The 17764-nt window shown below is 65.1% G+C and carries 20 protein-coding genes and 1 tRNA gene; 9 read left to right on the top strand and 12 right to left on the bottom strand.

Translation table 11 applies throughout. The features are described 5' to 3' along the window. Positions 1–42: 42 nt before the first annotated feature. Together GOC52_RS16155 and GOC52_RS16160 are read right to left on the bottom strand one after the other, a co-directional pair. On the bottom strand, positions 43–462 hold the full coding sequence (locus tag GOC52_RS16155; protein WP_049425142.1) for a pilin: 420 nt from the start codon (positions 460–462) through the stop codon (positions 43–45). 108 nt (positions 463–570) lie between these two features. Next, complete coding sequence (locus GOC52_RS16160; protein WP_191849882.1) at positions 571–1032, bottom strand: pilin; 462 nt, start codon at positions 1030–1032, stop codon at positions 571–573. 359 nt (positions 1033–1391) lie between these two features. Between GOC52_RS16160 and GOC52_RS16165 the strand changes: the two genes are divergently transcribed. From GOC52_RS16165 to coaE, 3 genes are read left to right on the top strand one after another with little or no spacing between them, the layout of a single operon-like run. After that, positions 1392–2651: a type II secretion system F family protein gene (locus GOC52_RS16165; RefSeq protein ID WP_191849884.1), complete on the top strand. Its 1260-nt coding sequence runs from the start codon at positions 1392–1394 to the stop codon at positions 2649–2651. A gap of 8 nt (positions 2652–2659) precedes the next feature. Next, entirely contained in the window at positions 2660–3523 is an 864-nt protein-coding gene (locus GOC52_RS16170) for a prepilin peptidase (RefSeq protein ID WP_049447482.1), read from the top strand. An 11-nt stretch (positions 3524–3534) separates the two neighbouring features. Continuing rightward, positions 3535–4146 carry a dephospho-CoA kinase gene (coaE, locus tag GOC52_RS16175; protein ID WP_097049714.1) on the top strand — a complete coding sequence of 204 codons (612 nt, stop codon included), beginning with the start codon at positions 3535–3537 and terminating at the stop codon, positions 4144–4146. A gap of 158 nt (positions 4147–4304) precedes the next feature. On the opposite strand, the gene GOC52_RS16180 is transcribed toward coaE, so the two are convergent. The 6 genes from GOC52_RS16180 to rimK all read right to left on the bottom strand — a co-directional run bounded on the left by GOC52_RS16180 (position 4305) and on the right by rimK (position 9354). After that, positions 4305–4691: a hypothetical protein gene (locus GOC52_RS16180; RefSeq protein WP_191849886.1), complete on the bottom strand. Its 387-nt coding sequence runs from the start codon at positions 4689–4691 to the stop codon at positions 4305–4307. Positions 4692–5173: 482 nt separating this feature from the next. Further along, a complete protein-coding gene (locus tag GOC52_RS16185) occupies positions 5174–6541 on the bottom strand; it encodes a sensor histidine kinase (RefSeq protein ID WP_032952284.1) in 1368 nt (455 codons plus the stop codon). After that, positions 6504–7181 (bottom strand): response regulator transcription factor, encoded by a 678-nt coding sequence (locus GOC52_RS16190; protein WP_005410804.1) that lies wholly within the window; start codon positions 7179–7181, stop codon positions 6504–6506. Before GOC52_RS16190 ends, GOC52_RS16185 begins: the two co-directional genes overlap by 38 nt. 8 nt (positions 7182–7189) lie before the next feature. Beyond that, positions 7190–7663 (bottom strand): hypothetical protein, encoded by a 474-nt coding sequence (locus GOC52_RS16195; RefSeq protein WP_010481496.1) that lies wholly within the window; start codon positions 7661–7663, stop codon positions 7190–7192. A gap of 89 nt (positions 7664–7752) precedes the next feature. Then, the gene (locus tag GOC52_RS16200; protein ID WP_191849888.1) at positions 7753–8229 is read right to left on the bottom strand and encodes a hypothetical protein; all 477 of its coding nucleotides are present in this window, start codon (positions 8227–8229) and stop codon (positions 7753–7755) included. 246 nt (positions 8230–8475) lie between these two features. Beyond that, on the bottom strand, positions 8476–9354 hold the full coding sequence (gene rimK, locus GOC52_RS16205) for a 30S ribosomal protein S6--L-glutamate ligase (RefSeq protein ID WP_005410807.1): 879 nt from the start codon (positions 9352–9354) through the stop codon (positions 8476–8478). A gap of 167 nt (positions 9355–9521) precedes the next feature. On the opposite strand from rimK, the gene GOC52_RS16210 reads away from it, so the two are divergent. Further along, complete coding sequence (locus GOC52_RS16210; RefSeq protein WP_238794407.1) at positions 9522–9887, top strand: hypothetical protein; 366 nt, start codon at positions 9522–9524, stop codon at positions 9885–9887. Between the two features lie 64 nt (positions 9888–9951). Here GOC52_RS16210 and GOC52_RS16215 read toward each other — a convergent pair whose 3' ends face one another. Further along, positions 9952–11136, bottom strand: coding sequence for a hypothetical protein (locus GOC52_RS16215; RefSeq protein WP_238794408.1), 1185 nt, complete (start codon positions 11134–11136; stop codon positions 9952–9954). Between the two features lie 106 nt (positions 11137–11242). Here GOC52_RS16215 and GOC52_RS16220 point away from each other — a divergent pair, with 106 nt between their 5' ends. After that, positions 11243–12109: a PoNe immunity protein domain-containing protein gene (locus GOC52_RS16220; RefSeq protein ID WP_329763592.1), complete on the top strand. Its 867-nt coding sequence runs from the start codon at positions 11243–11245 to the stop codon at positions 12107–12109. 1 nt (position 12110) lies between these two features. Here the strand turns inward: GOC52_RS16220 and GOC52_RS16225 are convergent, their stop codons facing one another. Next, positions 12111–12515, bottom strand: a complete 405-nt coding sequence (locus GOC52_RS16225) for a DUF805 domain-containing protein (protein WP_019336442.1) — start codon at positions 12513–12515, stop codon at positions 12111–12113. Positions 12516–12809: 294 nt separating this feature from the next. Here GOC52_RS16225 and GOC52_RS16230 point away from each other — a divergent pair, with 294 nt between their 5' ends. Further along, positions 12810–13544: a hypothetical protein gene (locus tag GOC52_RS16230; protein WP_191849892.1), complete on the top strand. Its 735-nt coding sequence runs from the start codon at positions 12810–12812 to the stop codon at positions 13542–13544. A gap of 136 nt (positions 13545–13680) precedes the next feature. Here the strand turns inward: GOC52_RS16230 and GOC52_RS16235 are convergent. Continuing rightward, positions 13681–13754, bottom strand: a tRNA-Gly gene (locus GOC52_RS16235). Positions 13755–13882: 128 nt separating this feature from the next. After that, positions 13883–15736: an autotransporter outer membrane beta-barrel domain-containing protein gene (locus GOC52_RS16240; protein ID WP_191849894.1), complete on the bottom strand. Its 1854-nt coding sequence runs from the start codon at positions 15734–15736 to the stop codon at positions 13883–13885. A gap of 207 nt (positions 15737–15943) precedes the next feature. Between GOC52_RS16240 and thiS the strand changes: the two genes are divergently transcribed. From thiS to trmB, 3 genes are all read left to right on the top strand, one after another. After that, entirely contained in the window at positions 15944–16144 is a 201-nt protein-coding gene (gene thiS, locus GOC52_RS16245; protein WP_191849896.1) for a sulfur carrier protein ThiS, read from the top strand. Between the two features lie 80 nt (positions 16145–16224). Then, positions 16225–17019, top strand: coding sequence for a thiazole synthase (locus tag GOC52_RS16250; RefSeq protein ID WP_049437329.1), 795 nt, complete (start codon positions 16225–16227; stop codon positions 17017–17019). Next, entirely contained in the window at positions 17019–17753 is a 735-nt protein-coding gene (gene trmB, locus GOC52_RS16255) for a tRNA (guanosine(46)-N7)-methyltransferase TrmB (protein WP_010481468.1), read from the top strand. The genes GOC52_RS16250 and trmB overlap by 1 nt, the downstream gene beginning before the upstream one ends. Positions 17754–17764 lie beyond the last annotated feature (11 nt).

Genomic DNA, 17764 nt, shown 5'->3' on the forward strand with positions numbered 1-17764 from the left:
CAGCCTACCCCACACACCGCTTGCACGGAATGCCCAGCAGCATCAACCGTGAGGGCAACCCTTGGGCGCCACTTCAGCCGGAGCATCGGTCTTGCAGTCCCATATGCCGGAATTCGCGGCATAGGTGATGGTGACAGTGGCGGACTTCACTTTGTCGTTCACGCCTGTGGCCTTCATCGTCGCCGTGATGACACAAGGAACCGCGGCTGTCGCCTTGATACCGTCGACATATTTGCCAGTCAGGACTGCGCTGTCCGGCAGTGCGCAGGATGCCGCGCCGTTGCTATTGGCGAACTGCTCGGCCACCGGCGTCTTCAGCCCCCCCAACAGCACAATGGCCTCGGATAGCTGACTGCGCGCGGTGTAGTCGTTGTATTGCGGGATAGCGATAGCTGCAAGGATGGCGATGATGGCTACAACGATCATCAATTCGATCAGGGTGAAACCGGTTTGCTTGTTCATGGAGGCGCTCCCCAACGCGCAGACGGATATTCCCTGCGAAGCAGGGTTCATGCCAAAAAAAAGCCCCGGCGCGGCCGGGGCTCTATTGAGCCAAAGAAGCTTTGACTCTTACGGGGTGGTGCCGCCACCGCCACCGCCACCGCCAGCAGCCGCAGCAGTGCAGGCCTTCGGCGTCAATGCAGCATTGACGCTGCTATTGCAGGACCATTCGCCGGTCGACGGCTTATAGGTCAGGGTAATCTCGGCATCCTTGACTTTGTCGTTGACGCCGGAGCCCTTCATTTTTGCAACAATTTTGCAGCTATCGGCAGCACCCGTCGGCGTAATGCTGGTCACATACTTACCCGAGGTAACCGTGCCAGTCGGAACGGCACAGGAAGTCGTGGCACTATCCTGGGCATAAGCTTCAGCGACAGGAGTCTTTAGGCCACTAGCCAAGGTGAAAGCCTCGGTCAGCTGAGCACGAGCCGTGTAATCGTTGTACTGCGGGATGGCAATGGCAGCCAGAATCGCGATGATCGCAACGACGATCATCAGTTCGATCAGGGTGAAGCCCTTCTGGTTCTTCATGGTGGTACGTCCCCAAGATGAGTGGTAGTTGATGTCGGGGTGGCGGCCGACCAGCCAATGGCCGGTTGAGCAGGCTACCCGTCCCCGCGGGTGGATCAACGCAGGTTACGTGCCAATCTCCCATGGCAGCGTCTCCTCGATTTCCCCCTGCCCATGATGGCAGCAATTTCGCGGATGGAAACCCCCTCCGGCCGAATCTGCGATGGACGCGGCAATGTGACGCAGCGCGTCACCTTTCGTCTCCGCTGGTCAAGAACTCTGCGCAACGTCACGCTGGCACACTCCCCGGACGGCCCCGAACCGGCTACCATCGCCGGTCATGATGCCCGCCTGGGGATGGCGGGCCTTGGGGAGCCAACATGTCTGTCAGTCGCAGTGCGATCAAGAAAGAGCCCGTGGCTCGCACCACCACGGAGCTGCAACCGTTTGTCTGGGAGGGGACCGACAAGCGGGGCGTGAAGATGAAAGGGGAGCAGGTCGCCAAGAACGCGAATCTGCTGCGGGCGGAACTGCGGCGCCAGGGCATCAACCCCGGCACGGTAAAGCCCAAGCCGAAGCCACTGTTCGGAGCAGCCGGCAGCAAGGTTTCACCAAAGGACATTGCCTTCTTCAGCCGTCAGATGGCGACGATGATGAAGTCCGGTGTGCCGATCGTCTCAGCGCTGGACATCATCGCAAGTGGGCATAAGAACCCACGCATGAAGAAGATGGTGGAAGGGATCCGCGCCGATATCGAGGGCGGTTCCTCGCTATATGAGGCGGTCAGCAAGCATCCCGTGCAGTTCGACGAGCTCTACCGGAACCTTGTCCGGGCCGGGGAAGGCGCCGGTGTGCTTGAAACGGTGCTGGACACGGTCGCCACCTACAAGGAAAACATCGAAGCGCTGAAGGGCAAGATCAAGAAGGCGCTGTTCTATCCTGCCATGGTGGTGGTGGTTGCGTTGGTGGTCAGTGCCATCATGCTGATCTTCGTCGTACCACAGTTTGAGGAAGTGTTCCGTGGTTTCGGCGCGGACCTGCCAGCATTCACCCAGATGATCGTCAATCTGTCACGCTTCATGGTTTCGTGGTGGTGGCTGATAGCGATCGTGGCGATTGGCGCCGTCGTTGCGTTCACCATGGCCTACAAACGATCACCCAACATGCAGCACACCATGGATCGGCTGATTCTGAGGGTGCCGGTGATCGGCCAGATCATGCATAACAGTTCGATCGCCCGCTTCGCCCGCACTACGGCGGTGACCTTCAAGGCTGGCGTGCCACTGGTGGAGGCGCTGGGCATCGTTGCCGGCGCTACCGGCAACAAGGTCTATGAGGAAGGCGTACTGCGGATGCGCGACGACGTGTCGGTCGGCTATCCGGTCAATGTAGCCATGAAGCAGCTGAACCTGTTCCCGCACATGGTCATCCAGATGACCGGCATCGGCGAAGAGGCCGGTGCCTTGGACGCCATGTTGTTCAAGGTTGCCGAGTATTATGAGCAGGAGGTCAACAATGCCGTTGACGCCCTGAGCAGCCTGCTCGAACCGATGATCATGGTCTTCATCGGTGTCGTCGTTGGCGGTATGGTCATCGGCATGTACCTGCCCATCTTCAAACTTGGCGCCGTCGTCGGCTAAAGGTATCAATGGCATTTCTCGACCAGCACCCTGGCCTCGGCTATCCCGCCGCGGCCGCCCTGGGACTGCTGCTGGGCAGTTTCCTGAACGTCGTCATCCTACGGCTGCCCAAGCGGCTGGAGTGGCAGTGGAAGCGCGATGCGCGCGAAGTCCTGGAGGAACCGGACTTCTATGAACCACCCCCACCGGGGATCGTAGTCGAGCCGTCGCACTGCCCGCACTGCAAGCACAAGCTGAGCTGGTACGAGAACATCCCGCTGTTCAGCTGGATCATCCAGGGTGGCAAATGCCGCCACTGCAAGGCGCCGATCTCGCTGCAGTACCCGCTGGTGGAGGCGCTGACCTCGGTGCTGGTGCTGGCCTGCGTCTGGCAGTTCGGCTTCGGCTGGCAGGGTTTCGGCGCCATCGTGCTGACCTGCTTCCTGATTGCCCTGTCCGGCATCGACCTGCGCACGCAGCTGCTACCCGACCAGCTCACCCTGCCGCTGATGTGGCTGGGGCTGATAGGCAGCATCGACAACCTGTACATGCCGGCCAAGCCTGCCCTGGTAGGCGCGGCGGTGGGTTACCTGTCGCTGTGGACGGTCTGGTGGCTGTTCAAGCAGCTGACCGGCAAGGAAGGCATGGGCCACGGCGACTTCAAGCTGCTGGCGGCGCTGGGCGCCTGGTGCGGCCTGAAGGGCATCCTGCCGATCATCCTGCTGTCGTCGGTGCTGGGCGCCATCATCGGCTCGATCTGGCTGTACAGCCGGGGCCGTGACCGCGCCACGCCCATCCCGTTCGGCCCCTACCTGGCCGTTGCTGGCTGGCTGTACTTCATGTGGGGTGCGCCGCTGGTGGAGCAGTACATGGTGATGAGCGGGCTGCGCTGAGGGGAGTCCCCATGAGCCGCTATGTGGTTGGCCTGACCGGTGGTATCGCCTCGGGCAAGAGTGAAGTAACCCGGCGCTTCGAGGCGCTGGGCATCGTGGTGGCCGATGCTGACCTGGCCGCCCGCGCCGTGGTGGCCGCCGGCAGCCCGGCGCTGGCCCGCATTGCCGAGCGTTTCGGCGCCGACATGCTGCTGGCCGACGGCAGCCTTGACCGGGCCCGCCTGCGCGCTCACGTGTTCGCCGACCCGGCGGAGCGGACGGCGCTGGAAGCGATCACCCACCCGGCTATCCGCCTGCTGATGCAGCAGCAGTGCGAGCAGGCCACCAGCGCCTATGCGATTGCGGCCATTCCGCTGCTGACCGAGGTGGGTGGGCGGAAGGCCTACCCGTGGCTGGACCGGGTGTTGCTGGTGGATGCGCCCGAAGCCGTGCAGCACGCCCGGCTGATGCAGCGCGATGGTATCGACGCGGCGCTGGCCGACCGGATGATTGCTGCCCAGGCCAGCCGCGCGCAGCGGTTGGCGTTGGCCGATGACGTGGTGGTCAATGATGGGCAGCCGGAGGACCTGCAGGTGCAGGTGGAACAGCTGCATGCGCGGTATCTGGGGTTGGCCGGGGGTTGAGGCCGGGTTGCCGGCCAGCGGCCGGCACTACCGAAGTGCATCCACGCATGGCGTGGTTCTGGGGATCTTCTGTAGCCGAGCCGATGCTCGGCTGCGACCATCAAGCCGAGCATCGGCTCGGCTCTACAAAACGCTCTGCATCCACGCGTGGCGTGGATCTACTCCAGCTGCAGGCGGGCGTAGCGGGCGAGTTCGCGCGCGCCTAGCAGCAGGCCGTCGACCACATCGGGATTGAGCTGCTGGCGCGCGCCGCCCTGCTCTCGCGCGAGTTCGGCAGCGTGCAGCAGCTGGATCAGGGTATTCAGACCGGCAAGCGTGCGGCTGAGGCCGGCCATCATGGCTGCCCGCGCCGGGCTGGCCCCCTGCACGTCCAGCGGCTGGCCGTCGGCGGCGTCGCGGCCATCCATGCGCGCCAGCAGGGCAGGCAGCAGGTCCTTGGGGTCATCCAGCAGAACTTCGACACGCTCGGCGACGTCGGCAGGCAGCAGGTGGGCGGCGTCGCCGATCAGGGCGTGCAGCTGGGGGAACAGCGGGCGGGTGGACATGGTGGAGCTCCTCGCAGTCGGCAGGCCACCTGCAGATGCAAGGTGGCGGACGGTGCGGGTTGGCGTACCGGACAACTCCCAGATGGATGGAAACTCCGGCGGATTCCCGGGAATCCCCACGCACCGCCCGCCATGAAGCGAGCACGGTGCATTGTCCGCGATGCCGCGCAAGGCATCGGAAGCTTTCCATCTAACAGTTGATTTCAGGACGCCAATCCCGGCCAAGGCACCTGCCCCGGCCAGGTCATCAGGCCATCGCCACACGCGGCGATCTGTAAGGAAATTCCCAAGTGCGGCGCGGGCTTGCCAATGCGTGCGCTGGAACACGCGCGGGGCGCGGCAGCGATCACGGTGGTGTCGTGTTGGGCCTGAGGCCCGATCATCGCGCGAGGGGAATTCGGTGGCACAAGCGACACAGCGCGCGATGCAAGGTCGGCAAGGTTCGTGCCGACCAAGGTCGGCACCCACCAAAGCACGGGCCCTTACAACGGCTTCGGCGAGAACGTCAGGGTGGCGATCACGCCACGCTGGCCACCGGGGCGCACGCTCACCTGCCAGCCGTACAGATCGCACAGGCGGCTGACGATCGACAGGCCGATGCCGCCACCCTGCGAATGGCCGGCGTGGGTGCCACGGTAGCCACGCTGGAACAGCTTGGCTGCGTCTTCCTCGCTCAGGCCCGGGCCGCTGTCGGTCACCGACACCGAATTGGTGCCGACGAACACGCGTACCTCGCCGTCCTGCGAGTACTTCACGGCATTGCCGATCAGGTTGCCCAGTGCCACCGACAGCGCCGCCTCGGGCGCATCGATCACCAGGTTGCGCTCACCTTCCAGCAGCAGTTCCAGCGGCTTGCCACCCAGCTGCGCACGATGCGCGTCCAGCAGTTGCTCGGCCACGCGGGCGACGTTGCTGGTGCCCTGCCCGCGCTCGTTGCGCGACAGCAGCAGCAGCGCGCCGATCAGGTCGCTGCACTGCTGTTCGGCACGCTGGATGCGCTGCAGGCGCTGCAGCACCTTCTCGTCCAGGCCGGGCCGGGTCAGCAGCAGCTCGGTGGCGCCACGGATCACCGCCAACGGCGTGCGCAGCTCATGGCTGACGTCTGCATTGAATTCACGGTCGCGCTGCACCACTTCGGTCAGTCGCGAGGAATAGTCGTCCAGCGCCTGTGCCAACTGCCCCACTTCGTCGTCGGGGAAGCGTGGCGCCAGCGGTTCGGGATCGCTGGTGCCGCCGCGATAGGCGCGCAGCCGCGCGGCCAGATCCGACACCGGCTTCATCACCTTCGACGCCGACCACCAGCCCAGCACCAGCGACAGCACGCTGAACACCAGCACCGACAGCACCAGCGCGCGGTTGAGCTGCTTGCCGCCGCGCACGCTGTCGGTCATGTCATAGGCAAGGAAGAACCAGGCGTCGGGCGTCTTGCGCACGGCCAGCTTGTAGGAGTACGGCTCGCCGTGCTCGTCACCGCTGACGCTGTGGATGCCATCGGAGAAGCCCGCCCACTGCGCGCGTTCTTCGCGCACCCGGTCGAACTTGTCCTTGGAATAGGCATAGGCCCTGATCTGCAGCACCGGTGCGTCCGGGTTATGCCCGGGGTGCTCGTAATAGCGGCGCGCATACTCGTCGATGTTGCGGTTCATCAACTCTTCCACCAACTGGTTTTCCACGCGCAGGCGGGCCCAGTTGGTAGCGAACGCGAACAGTGTTGTCAGGCAGAACCCCAACAACACGAACGAAACGATGATGCGGCTGCGCAGGCGCCGCCGATAAGGCGTGCGCCGGCGCTCCCCCTTGGTTGCCACCGAATCAGGCTTCCGGGGTGGCGATGCGGTATCCGATGCCATGGCGGGTCTGGATCAGCGGCACTTCAAACGGCTTGTCGACCACCGCACGCAGGCCATGGATGTGCACGCGCAGGGAATCGGAATCGGGCAGTTCCTCGCCCCACACACGGGTTTCCAGTTCCTGCCGGGTCACCACGGCCGGGGCCGCTTCCATCAGCGCCTGCAGAATCTTCAGTGCGGTCGGGTTGAGCTGCAGCAGCTTGCCCTGGCGGCGCACTTCCAGCGTATCCAGGTTGTATTCCAGATCGCCGGTTTCCAGCACGCGGGTCTGCACGCCCTTGCCGCGTCGCGACAGGGCGTTCAGACGCACTTCCACTTCCTGCAGCGCGAACGGCTTGATCAGGTAGTCGTCCGCGCCGGAATCGAAACCGGCCAGCTTGTTGTCCAGCGAGTCGCGGGCGGTGAGCATCAGCACCGGGGTCTGCTTGCGCGCTTCATTGCGCAACTTGCGGCAGACCTCGATGCCGTCCATGCCTGGCAGATTGAGATCCAGCACGATCGCGTCGAACTCGTGCACCACGGCCAGGTGCAGACCGGTAACCCCGTCAGCCGCGAAGTCCACGGTGTGGCCCCGGTCCTCCAGGTAGTCGCCCAGGTTGGCCGCAATGTCGCTGTTGTCTTCGATTACCAGGATTCTCACTGTCACCTCTAATTGACGAATTTGCCGACGCGCTGGGCCTGGCCCATATCACGCTGTGCCTTGTCCTTCCGCCGGGCGCGCTCGGCAACGGTAGTGCACTGCGTCGTGGCCCGGTTCGAACCCGTGGCCTTTTCACGTTGGCATATTAGACGACTATCTTCACGTGCCTGTGTCAAAACCGTGTTCACGATCTGCTGGTCGTTGAAGACATCGGTTCGTACCTGTTCAGGCATGGAATCGCGGTCAGGGTGCTGCTCGACGGCCGTACGCATGCGCACCAGCGCCTCGCGCACGCGGCTGCGGTCGGTCTGCTTCAGTTCGCTGTAGGTCTCGCCATCGTTGAGTTCGATTTCGATGCGCTCGATCTGCTGCTGCAGCGGCTTGCCGGGGATAAAGACCTCGCCGGCCTGGTTCGATGCAGAGGCGGCGGTAGCCAGGGTCAGGCCCGAGATCAGGACCGCCGACATCAGGAGGGACTTCATGACAAACGAATCCTTGTTTGAGTTGAGTGCTGACTGTATTCGCACCACCTTCACGCCAGCAAGTGCCATGCGCAGGGGCATCGGACGGCCTAGTGGTTGGTGGCAGGGTTGAAGTTGTTGAAGGTGCGCTGGTCGTTGAGCAGGGCCTTGCCCTTCTCCTCGATCCGGCGGCGCTCAGCCACGGTCAGGCAGCGGCTTTTAGGCATGTTGCTGCCGGTGGTGCGGGTGTGCTGGCAGATCTGGCGGCTGTCTTCATGGGCGCGGACAAGAACCGTGTTGATCCGCTCCTGGTCGTTGAAGACCTCCGCCTGGACCTGCGGCGGGAGCTCCTGAAGCGTGCGGTGGTCACCCATGCGCTGGGTGATGCGCGCCAGTGCCTGCTGCACCTGGGCACGGTCGTCAGCGGAAATCTCGCTGTATTCGCCGTCATCGAGGGCCTTTTCAACCCGCCGGACCTGCTCGGCCACCGGTGCCTGCACGTCCATCTGTATGGCGGTCTTCTCCGGCTTGGCGGAGACAGCACCAGACAGCCCCAGCAACAACGCGATCATCGTGATGCGGTACATCGCCAGCCTCCGGATCCATCCAGGAACGATGGGCGCCACTCTACGGCCGTCACGTTGCCTCCACAAGGGACCTGCGGCTGGCATAAAAAAGACCCAGGCGGTGCCCCGCCTGGGTCTGAAGTCGTATCCCGATACCGATCCTGCTGAGAGGCAGAGCTGCGGTTCGCTGAAGGCTACGCCGGCGCCGATTAAAGGCATGTTAAAGCCGGCCTCATTTGCCCATGAGAATTTCAAGCCATTGATTGATCATGGCTTTTTGAGCTTCTCGACGTGCTCGATGATGCGCGTGGCCACATCTACCCCGCAGGCGGCTTCGATGCCCTCCAGCCCTGGCGTGGAGTTGACCTCCAGCACCAGCGGGCCGCGCGCGGAGCGGATCAGGTCCACGCCACAGACCGAAAGGCCCAGCGCCTTGGCCGAGCGCACCGCCACCTGCTGTTCGGCGCGGCTGGCCTTGGCCGCCACCGCGGTGCCGCCGGCATGCAGGTTGGAGCGGAAGTCCCCTTCCGGCGCCTGCCGCTGCATCGACGCCACCACCTGGTCACCGACCACGAAGCAGCGCAGGTCGGCGCCCTTGGCTTCGCCGATAAACTCCTGCATCAGGAAGTTGGCGTACAGGCCCCGCAGGGCCTCGACGATGCCACGCGACGCACTGGCCTTCTCGGTGAGGATCACCCCCCGTCCCTGGGTACCTTCGTTGAGCTTCACCACGTGTGGCGGCGGGCCGAGCATGGACAGCAGGTCGACGGTGTCATCCGGGTTGTCGCCGAACACGGTGACTGGCATGTCGATGCCCTTGGCGGCCAGCAGTTGGTGCGCGCGCAGCTTGTCGCGCGAACGCAGGATCGCGTCGGAGGGGTTGGGCGTACGCGCCCCCATCAGCTCGAACTGGCGCAGCACGGCGGTGCCATAGCGGGTGATCGAGGCACCGATGCGCGGGATGACCATGTCCACGCCGGTCATCGGCCGGCCCTTGTAGTGCATCGAGAAACCATCGGCGGCAATGCGCATGTAGCAGCGCAGCGGGTCGAGGATGCGTACGGTGTGGCCGCGCGCGCGGGCCGCCTCGACCAGCCGGCGGGTGGAGTACAGGGAGCTGTTGCGGGACAGGATGGCGAGCTTCATCGCGGCAGGATCGGACGGCAGGCGCGCAGCATAGCGCGGGCGTGTGGCGGGTGGATGATGCCCAGCAGGCCGCCGCATCTGCGTGCCTGACGGGGCTGTGCGAAGATGCCTTTCGCCGGCTGATGGACAGAACACGACCGGCTTACACACCCCAAGGAGAACCACAGATGCGAATGGGAATTCCGCTGTTGTTGCTGTTTGCCCTGGTGGGAGGCGCCGCAGACGTACAGGCTGCGCCGACCCATGCAGTCTCCCGGCTCTACTTCGATGCCAACAACACGCTGATCGGCCAGGGCCTGCGCTACTGCACAGGCAAGACACAGCACCAGGGCGTTGCCTCACACGCCAATACCCGCTGGATCGATGTTTCCTACGCCTGCCAGGGCGACTCGACCGACGTTTCCTACGGCAGCTGGGTGCCTGCGCAACTTCGGCAGGACTTCTGCACGCTGTATGACGCCTGCACGTCACTGATGCCATGGCCGGAACCCGGTCTGCCCGGCACCCTCGGCAACGGCTTCTACTCTGACTGACGGCCGGTAGCCGCCGCACCGTCTCCGGCGATGGCCGCACCGTCGCCGGGGACATCCTCATGGCTCATCCAAGGGATGCGTGGCGCCGCCGAACCGCGCGGGGCAGGCGCAACGAGAAGTGCCCATCGCGGACACGCACGGCCAGTGCGGTTTCCCGCCATTCCACAGGCAAGGCGAGTGCCGTGTGTGGCGTGGGGATGCGTGTGATCGCGTCGAACGTCCAGTGTTCCTCATAGGCGTCGCAGCGAAGCGTACCGTCATCGCCGGCCTCGATCACATCGATCCAGGCCCCACTGCGGGCCTTGCCGCTGCCGCCCGTCGCACGGCGGCCAATGGCCTGCCAACGCCCCTGCCAGTGGACGAGCCATACGCCCTCGATGGGACGCAGATCCCCATCAAGCACGCTGCCCGCCACCACCACGCATCGTCCGGACGGGCTGGTGATCACCGTCTCCAGATCGCAGGCGTGACGGTCACTGGGCTCGCCATCGAGACAGAGCGCGTACGGGCAGATGCGCGCGAACAGGGTCGGATGCGCGGTCAGGCGCAGATCGTCGGGCAGCAGCGGGATGGCCCGCAGCACCCGGGCATCCGGCAGGACATGCCGCAATGCCTGCGGCAGCCCGGCGGCCAGTGCGGGATGCTCCGGTTCCAGCCATAGACCCCGGCAGGAGCGCAGCGTGCTCGATCGGCAGGGAAGATCCCGCAACCACATCGCGGCTTCGGCATCCCCGCCAAGCTGCCGGCGCTCGTGCAGCTCCTGCCAGAACAGGCTGGGAACAATCGCCAGCAGGTACATCACCCTCTTGTCCGCTTCGTCGTAGACGATCACCGCTTCGCTGCGATCAATGTAACCACTGGCCACGCGCAGCGCGCTTCCCGCCAGCGTCTGCCACTCGCCACTGGCATCGTGACTGCCTCCGGTGGATACGCCCTCGACAATGGCGCCATCGCGCAGCATCTGGGTGCTGTAGGCCGGCCCTCCCATGCCCAGCTCACCCCAATCCAACAGGACATCATGCGTGGGCGGCCGGGTGGCAAAGGGCAGCGTCGCCCGCGAGCGCAGCAGTGCGCCGCCTACGGCATCGCCGACCAGATCGAAGCGCTGCAGCACGCCGCCCACTGCAAGGCACGCGGCCAGGGCGACAACCACGCCCAGCGGCGACCACCAGGCCACGCAGATGGCGACCAGGACCAGGAACGGCAGCCACTGGGTGAAACGGCGGAGGGCGATTCGATCAACGGTCATGCGGGCAGGGTGACTGCGATTGCGCACCATTCAAACCTTCAACGCGGTGCCAGGCAATGGGGGTCGAACCGGCATTGCCGCTAGACTTTCCCTGATGATGGAACCAATGACTGCCGTGAAGCACCGGAATCTGCTGCTGGACGTACTACCGCGGTGGAGAGCACTGGCCAAGGATCCGGGAGTACCGCGCCGCATGCTTCGCCTGCCGGACTGGCAGGCGGACTGGAACGCGGGCATGGCCCTGCTTGCGCGTCATGCGCGCAATGGCGGTGAACCTGCGGAGGAACCGCTGCAGGGTCATGCGGCGCTGGAGCATGCCTACGGCTGGGAAGCGGTTGCCCAGACCGGCAGCAACCTGCTGCTGAAAGGCATTGACCGCGGCTTCGCCCCCACGGCATTGCAGCAGATGCATGCCGACGTGACAGAGCTGTGGCTGGAACACGCACGTTTGCTGGCGTTAGCCCGGGACAGCCTGCAACAGCAAGGCCACGACATCGCGCTGGCCGCGTCGTTGCAATCGCGCACAACGCAGCACTACGAATACGCACTACAGTTGTTGTCACTGGGCGTGCTGCTGGATGCGCAGGATCGTCTTCCGGCGCTGGTGGAGCAGGTGCTCTGCTTCGAAACCGACCGCGTGCTGGACTACCTCAGCGCGCCGGCACTCGGCCTTGCCGAAGCCAGCGATGCGATATTCCATCCGCGCCCGTTCGCCGAGCTGTTCGCGCCATTGCGCGACGGTGAAGCGTTCGACCCTTCACTGCTGGCCGGCTACCTGCAGGTGCAGTACCGCGACTTCTTCCTGCTGTCGCCCAAAGCCCAGAAGCGGACCCGACGCCTGACCGGACCGAATGCCTGGGGTTACTGGGCGCTTGAGGTAGCAGCGCTGGTGGTGCTGTATGGCGGCGACGATGCCGCGCTGCGCACCTGCCCGCACTACCCTTCCGACCTGGTGGACTTCGCCCGGCGCTGAGTCAGGCGCCCGGCAGACCGGAAATGCCGCCGAATCGATTCTCTTCCTCGTTGCCCGGCAGCAGCATGACCGGGAAGAGGACGAATACGCCCAACGGGATGAAGGCGATCACGACGTACCAGCCAGACTCGTCGATGTCATGCAGTCGTCGAACGGCCAGGGCCAGCATCGGCGGAAGGAGGACGATGACCGCGCAGACCGTCATGCCCCACCCCAGCATCCGGAACGGCTCGAAGGCCTCCCCATCGAGCAGCACGGTGCCCGTCAGCCAGTATCCGCCGTCCATCAAGGTGTAGCTCGCTGCCACCACAAGCGCAGCAGACAGGGAGTACGACCAGAACTCTTTCCGGTTGGATCGCCCTGAAAAATCAAAGCAACGCCTGAGGGGCAAAAGTGCGGGGATCATTCGCGCTCCGGGCAGCGGACGATAGGTCGACGGTTAACGATCTTTTAGCATCCCCAAGCCCAGCACCAACTGAACCCTGCGGCCCGACGGGCCCGGCAGACAGCGGAGGTTGCAGGAGCCCGCCGCAGCAGTCGCGCAGCCGGAGACGCAGCGCGAACTACCGCACATTTTCACAGACGCGGGCATTCTGAATCGAATCACTGGCTTGCAGCAGTGGCGGATGGGTCGAATTCCAGTTTTCCAGAATGGCGCCTCTGCTAGCGTCACTGCTCACTCATGGATTCGAGGTTTTGAATGGCTGCGATTTCTTTTCCGCTGATGCTTGCACTGCTTTCCACCCAGGCCCCGATGGCCGCAAACGCAGAAAGTGACTACGCCAGAGCCGCAGCAGCATCGATCGGGCCGGGCATCTGCGACCCCGGCATGGACATGCTGCCGAACGGCGGAGGCGTGGTGATCCGGCGCTGCGGCAAGAACGGTACGGTCGCGGGCGTTGGCAGCAATATCGATGCTGCGACGGCCAACACCAATGGCTTCCTGGCCGTCGCCGAGGAAGGCCCGGTATGCAGTGTTTTCGCACGCGATCCCTATGTCAGCATCCCGGCACCGGGTGTGGGTATCAAAGGAGAGTGCAGTTCCACTCCGATTTCCGCCTATGGCATGACGACCACCACTGCGGGACAGAACCTGCTTGAGCTGGCCATCACCCTGGCGGCGACGCAGGCGCGGTGCAATGTCGACTACTACTATGGGTCGGCACATGGCTATAAGTATCCCTACAACTGCACTCGCCCGGGCCAATCCTGGAGCGTTGCCGGCCTTGGCTCCAGCGTCGACGATTCAAACGCGATGGCAATGCGGCTTGTGAAGAAATCTTCCAAGACCGGTACGCACTGCTATTTTGACAACGCCGAGTTGAATGGCGTCGTCTTCCGCGCATACCTGCACTGCAACGGATCGACCTATACCGGTTTCGGGAGCTCTGTAACTGCCGCGGCCAAGGACGCGGCTGCGCAAGCGGGCGCATAAGCCACTCGGGCTGTGGTTCGGAGGAGCCACAGCCCAACACTGGGGAAAGAGATTCCTGCGCTGCTGCCACACGCTCGACCTGGGTGTGGTTCAACGAGTGCGCCGCGTCTGCCTAGGGTGAATACCCATGGAGACATGGAGCGGGCGATGGGAATCGAACCCACGTCAGTAGCTTGGGAAGCTACAGCTCTACCATTGAGCTACGCCCGCATTGCGGATGAAAGTCTATGCGGAGCGGCCGGTGTTGCGCAATGGTGGCCGCCGCACCCGCCGGGCACGGCCCGGCGCTGCCGTGCAGGCATCCCAGGCACCTTGCGGTGCCCGGGATGTTGCATTCATCAGAAACTGCCACCCACGGTGGCGAAGATCGTCGCGTCACGGGCGCGCTTCTGCGCAGCCGTGGTGCTCAGGCCAACGTTGCCCTGCAGGCCGAACAGGTCCATGCGCGCACCCAGTACGGCGGTGGCGTAGTTCTTGTCGAAGTCCAGGCCCGGCACACGGTAGCTGCCCAGTTCCGGCAGGGTCTGCAGCCAGGCGCTGGCCTGCTTGGTGTCCTCGAACTCGTGGTCGTAGGTCACCTGCACGTAGGGCTTGACGGTACCGCCATCGAAGCGGGCCTGCCAGCCGACGCGGCCGACGGTCGAGTCGACGTTCTGGCGGTCGTAACCCAGCGCAGTAGCCATGGTGCCGGCGGTCGCGCTTTCGGTGTAGCCGTCGATCTTCACCTTCTGCCAGACCACCGAAGCGATCGGGCCGTGGCGGAAGCCACCTTCGGTGCCGAACTCGTAACCGGCATTCAGTGCAGCGGTCAGGTTGCTGCCATCCGGCGAACCACCATGCTCACGGGTGGCCGGGCCCAGCTGGACCTTGCGGTTCACGTCATACGACAACCAGGTGTAGCTGACCTGGCCGTTGACCCAGACGCGGTCGCCATACCAGGCAGCGAACAGGCCGGCGGTGGTGTCCTTCTGGGTGAAGTCGCCACGGCTGTTGCCGAAGTCGGCACTCATGCGGCCGAAGCCGGCGAAGCCGCCGACCACCACGCCGTTACGTGCCCAGTCGACACCGAACAGTCCGGCCGGCGCCACGCCGTCGTACAGGTCGGCGTGGTCATAGCGCTGCATGTCACCGCGCACGCCACCCCACCACGACAGGCCATCGGCCGGACGGGCGCCCAGGTGGTTGCTGACCTGGTCGGCACGCGAACGGCCGACCGTCTGTGCCGAGTGGCTCAGCACCTGCTGCAGGCGCGGAGCCTCCAGCACCGAGACGGCGTACTGGCCCAGCAGCTGGTGACCGGTCACGGTGGGATGCACGCCATCGGCGAACAGATAGGTCTGGTACGCATCGGGGCTGACGTAGGTCGTCGGGTTGCAGCCGATGATGCTGCCCGTGGTGTTGGCCGGGTTGATCTTGCAGGCGGTGCCGGTGACGTTGGTGAAGCCGTACATGCCCGGGTTGGCGGTCACTTCACGCAGGATGCTGAAGGTATCGAGCGGAATGAACTCGATGCCTGCCTGCTTCAGGCCGCCGTACAGCGCCTTGTTGTAGCCCACCGACATGGCGGTGGCGGCTGCCGCGTTGGGGCCGCGGAACTGCGGGGTGATGCCCACGTCCGGCAGGTTCGGCACCAGCACGTACTGGGCGCCGGCCTGCTTCAGGGCGCCGACCAGCGCGATCTGGTCGGTGGCCGCCGCGCCGATGATGCCCTGCACCTGGGCCGGCGACGCACCCGCGCCGGCAGCACCGGCCGCGGCGAACAGATCGTTGGCGCCGCCCCAGACGGTATACAGGGCATTACGATCAGCCTTGCCGCCGTTTGCGGCAAGGTAACGGGCCGCCTGCGACTTCAGCGACGGGATCGCGCCAAGGGCACCACCGCCTTCGACCGACACGCGGGCACCGCCGACAGCGTAGTTGTCGCCGTTCTGGCCGTTGCCGTTGGGGTCCTTGTTGAGGCCGTAGTAGTTGGCGACCTGCTGCGACCACACCCAGCCCGGGTTGGTGGTGAACTGGCCGGAGAGCCCCTGGGTGGCCTCAGGCAGCAGCGGGCGGAAATAGCCTGCGTCGGTGAGGCTGTCGCCGAAGAACACCGCCTTGGAATACGGACTTTCGCCTGCCATGGCCGGAAGCGCGGCCAGCGCGATCGCGGCCGCCATCAGGGAGCGGATCGGGCGTTTGCTGAGCAACATGTAAGAAACTCCTGTGGGGATATCGTTGAGGATCCGGCGCACGTACGCCGGCGCACGGTGAATGGTTTCACCGCGCCGCGGTTTGCTCACGCTGCGCCGCCGCATGGATTGTCGCCTGATCACGCCGGAACCCGCTGTGCTGGAGCTGGCGCCCGGTTCAAATTGCAAACGTTCCGATCCCGACGGGCTATCAGCGACAATGCAGGGATGAACATCCAGCTCAACGGCGAACCCCGCACCCTGCCCGCCTCGGCGACCCTCCACGACCTGCTCGAGGCCGAGCAGCTGCTGCAGCGCCGGGTGGCGGTGGAGGTCAACGGCGAGATCGTCAGCCGCAGCCGCCATGGCGAGCACGCCCTGGCCGAAGGCGACATCGTGGAAATCGTGCACGCGCTGGGCGGGGGCTGAGACCTGCGCGGGTTTGCCGGCCAACGGCCGGCACGCCATTGCGTGATCCCATCTTCAGGCGGATAGGCGATAATCGCGCCATGAACGTTCATGTCTCCCCCGATTCGCTGGTGATCGCCGGCAAGACCTATGGCTCGCGGCTGCTCACCGGCACCGGCAAGTTCAAGGATCTGGAAGAAACCCGCCTGGCCACCGAGGCTGCAGGCGCCCAGATCGTCACCGTGGCCATCCGCCGCACCAACATCGGGCAGAACCCGGGCGAGCCCAACCTGCTCGACGTGCTGCCGCCGGAGCGCTACACCATCCTGCCCAACACCGCCGGCTGCTACACCGCCGAAGACGCGGTGCGTACCTGCCGGCTGGCCCGTGAGCTGCTGGACGGCCACAACCTGACCAAGCTGGAAGTGCTGGGCGACCAGAAGACCCTGTACCCGGACGTGATGCAGACCCTCAAGGCCGCCGAACAGCTGGTCAAGGACGGCTTCGAGGTGATGGTCTACACCTCCGACGACCCGATCCTGGCCAAGCGCCTGGAAGAGATCGGCTGCGCTGCGGTGATGCCGCTGGCCGCACCGATCGGTTCGGGCCTGGGCATCCAGAACAAGTACAACCTGCTGCAGATCATCGAAGACGCCAAGGTGCCGATCATCGTCGACGCCGGCGTGGGCACCGCGTCGGACGCGGCAATCGCGATGGAGCTGGGCTGCGACGGCGTGCTGATGAACACCGCCATTGCCGGCGCACGCAGCCCGGTGCTGATGGCCAGTGCCATGCGCAAGGCGGTCGAGGCCGGCCGCGAGGCCTTCCTGGCCGGGCGCATCCCGCGCAAGCGCTACGCCAGCGCCTCCTCTCCGGTGGATGGGCTGATCGGCTGATGACCAATCCTTTCGACAGCGCCGGTTCCAAGGCTCCGCCCAAGCCCTTCACCGTAAGCGAAGGCCGCCGCGAGGTGCGCAGCTTCGTGTTGCGCCAGGGTCGCTTCACCCCCGCCCAGCAGCGCGCGTTCGACGAACGCTGGCCGCGCTTCGGCATCGACTACAACGGCCAGCCGCGTGACCTGGACGCCACCTTCGGGCGCCCGGCGCACAAGGTGCTGGAAATCGGCTTCGGCAACGGTGCCGCGCTGCGCTTTGCCGCCCAGCACGACCCGTCGCGCGATTACATCGGCATCGAAGTGCATGCGCCCGGCGTGGGCCGGCTGCTGAACGCGCTGGCCGACGACAACGCCGACCACGTGCGCCTGTACCACCACGATGCGGTGGAAGTGCTGCAGAACGAGATCGCCGACGGCGCGCTGGATGAAGTGCGCATCTACTTCCCGGACCCGTGGCACAAGAAGCGCCACAACAAGCGCCGCCTGCTGCAGCCGGCGTTCGCCGAGTTGCTGGTGCGCAAGCTGCGCCCGGGTGGCCGCCTGCACTGCGCCACCGACTGGGAAGACTACGCCGAGCAGATGTGGGACGTGCTTGACGCGACTGCCGGCCTGGTCAACCGTGCCGGCCCGCGTGGCAGCGTGCCGCGCCCGGACTGGCGCCCGCAGACGCACTTCGAGACCCGCGGCCAGAAGCTCGGCCACGGCGTCTGGGACCTGCTGTACGACCGCACCTGACGATCGCCTGA

Source organism: Stenotrophomonas sp. SXG-1, assembly GCF_014083965.1.
In the GTDB taxonomy this organism is placed as follows: Bacteria; Pseudomonadota; Gammaproteobacteria; order Xanthomonadales; family Xanthomonadaceae; genus Stenotrophomonas; species Stenotrophomonas geniculata.

What these genes read in the sequence shown, in the direction of transcription:
- GOC52_RS16225 (WP_019336442.1), bottom strand. Translation starts at nt 12,515, where the DNA reads ATGATCCCCGCACTTTTGCCCCTCAGGCGTTGCTTTGATTTTTCAGGG.
- GOC52_RS16215 (WP_238794408.1), bottom strand. Translation starts at nt 11,136, where the DNA reads ATGACCGTTGATCGAATCGCCCTCCGCCGTTTCACCCAGTGGCTGCCG.
- GOC52_RS16170 (WP_049447482.1), top strand. Translation starts at nt 2,660, where the DNA reads ATGGCATTTCTCGACCAGCACCCTGGCCTCGGCTATCCCGCCGCGGCC.
- GOC52_RS16195 (WP_010481496.1), bottom strand. Translation starts at nt 7,663, where the DNA reads ATGAAGTCCCTCCTGATGTCGGCGGTCCTGATCTCGGGCCTGACCCTG.
- rimK (WP_005410807.1), bottom strand. Translation starts at nt 9,354, where the DNA reads ATGAAGCTCGCCATCCTGTCCCGCAACAGCTCCCTGTACTCCACCCGC.
- GOC52_RS16250 (WP_049437329.1), top strand. Translation starts at nt 16,225, where the DNA reads ATGAACGTTCATGTCTCCCCCGATTCGCTGGTGATCGCCGGCAAGACC.
- GOC52_RS16240 (WP_191849894.1), bottom strand. Translation starts at nt 15,736, where the DNA reads ATGTTGCTCAGCAAACGCCCGATCCGCTCCCTGATGGCGGCCGCGATC.
- GOC52_RS16210 (WP_238794407.1), top strand. Translation starts at nt 9,522, where the DNA reads ATGCGAATGGGAATTCCGCTGTTGTTGCTGTTTGCCCTGGTGGGAGGC.
- GOC52_RS16180 (WP_191849886.1), bottom strand. Translation starts at nt 4,691, where the DNA reads ATGTCCACCCGCCCGCTGTTCCCCCAGCTGCACGCCCTGATCGGCGAC.
- GOC52_RS16185 (WP_032952284.1), bottom strand. Translation starts at nt 6,541, where the DNA reads ATGGCATCGGATACCGCATCGCCACCCCGGAAGCCTGATTCGGTGGCA.
- thiS (WP_191849896.1), top strand. Translation starts at nt 15,944, where the DNA reads ATGAACATCCAGCTCAACGGCGAACCCCGCACCCTGCCCGCCTCGGCG.
- coaE (WP_097049714.1), top strand. Translation starts at nt 3,535, where the DNA reads ATGAGCCGCTATGTGGTTGGCCTGACCGGTGGTATCGCCTCGGGCAAG.
- GOC52_RS16230 (WP_191849892.1), top strand. Translation starts at nt 12,810, where the DNA reads ATGGCTGCGATTTCTTTTCCGCTGATGCTTGCACTGCTTTCCACCCAG.
- GOC52_RS16220 (WP_329763592.1), top strand. Translation starts at nt 11,243, where the DNA reads ATGACTGCCGTGAAGCACCGGAATCTGCTGCTGGACGTACTACCGCGG.
- GOC52_RS16155 (WP_049425142.1), bottom strand. Translation starts at nt 462, where the DNA reads ATGAACAAGCAAACCGGTTTCACCCTGATCGAATTGATGATCGTTGTA.
- GOC52_RS16165 (WP_191849884.1), top strand. Translation starts at nt 1,392, where the DNA reads ATGTCTGTCAGTCGCAGTGCGATCAAGAAAGAGCCCGTGGCTCGCACC.
- GOC52_RS16200 (WP_191849888.1), bottom strand. Translation starts at nt 8,229, where the DNA reads ATGTACCGCATCACGATGATCGCGTTGTTGCTGGGGCTGTCTGGTGCT.
- trmB (WP_010481468.1), top strand. Translation starts at nt 17,019, where the DNA reads ATGACCAATCCTTTCGACAGCGCCGGTTCCAAGGCTCCGCCCAAGCCC.
- GOC52_RS16160 (WP_191849882.1), bottom strand. Translation starts at nt 1,032, where the DNA reads ATGAAGAACCAGAAGGGCTTCACCCTGATCGAACTGATGATCGTCGTT.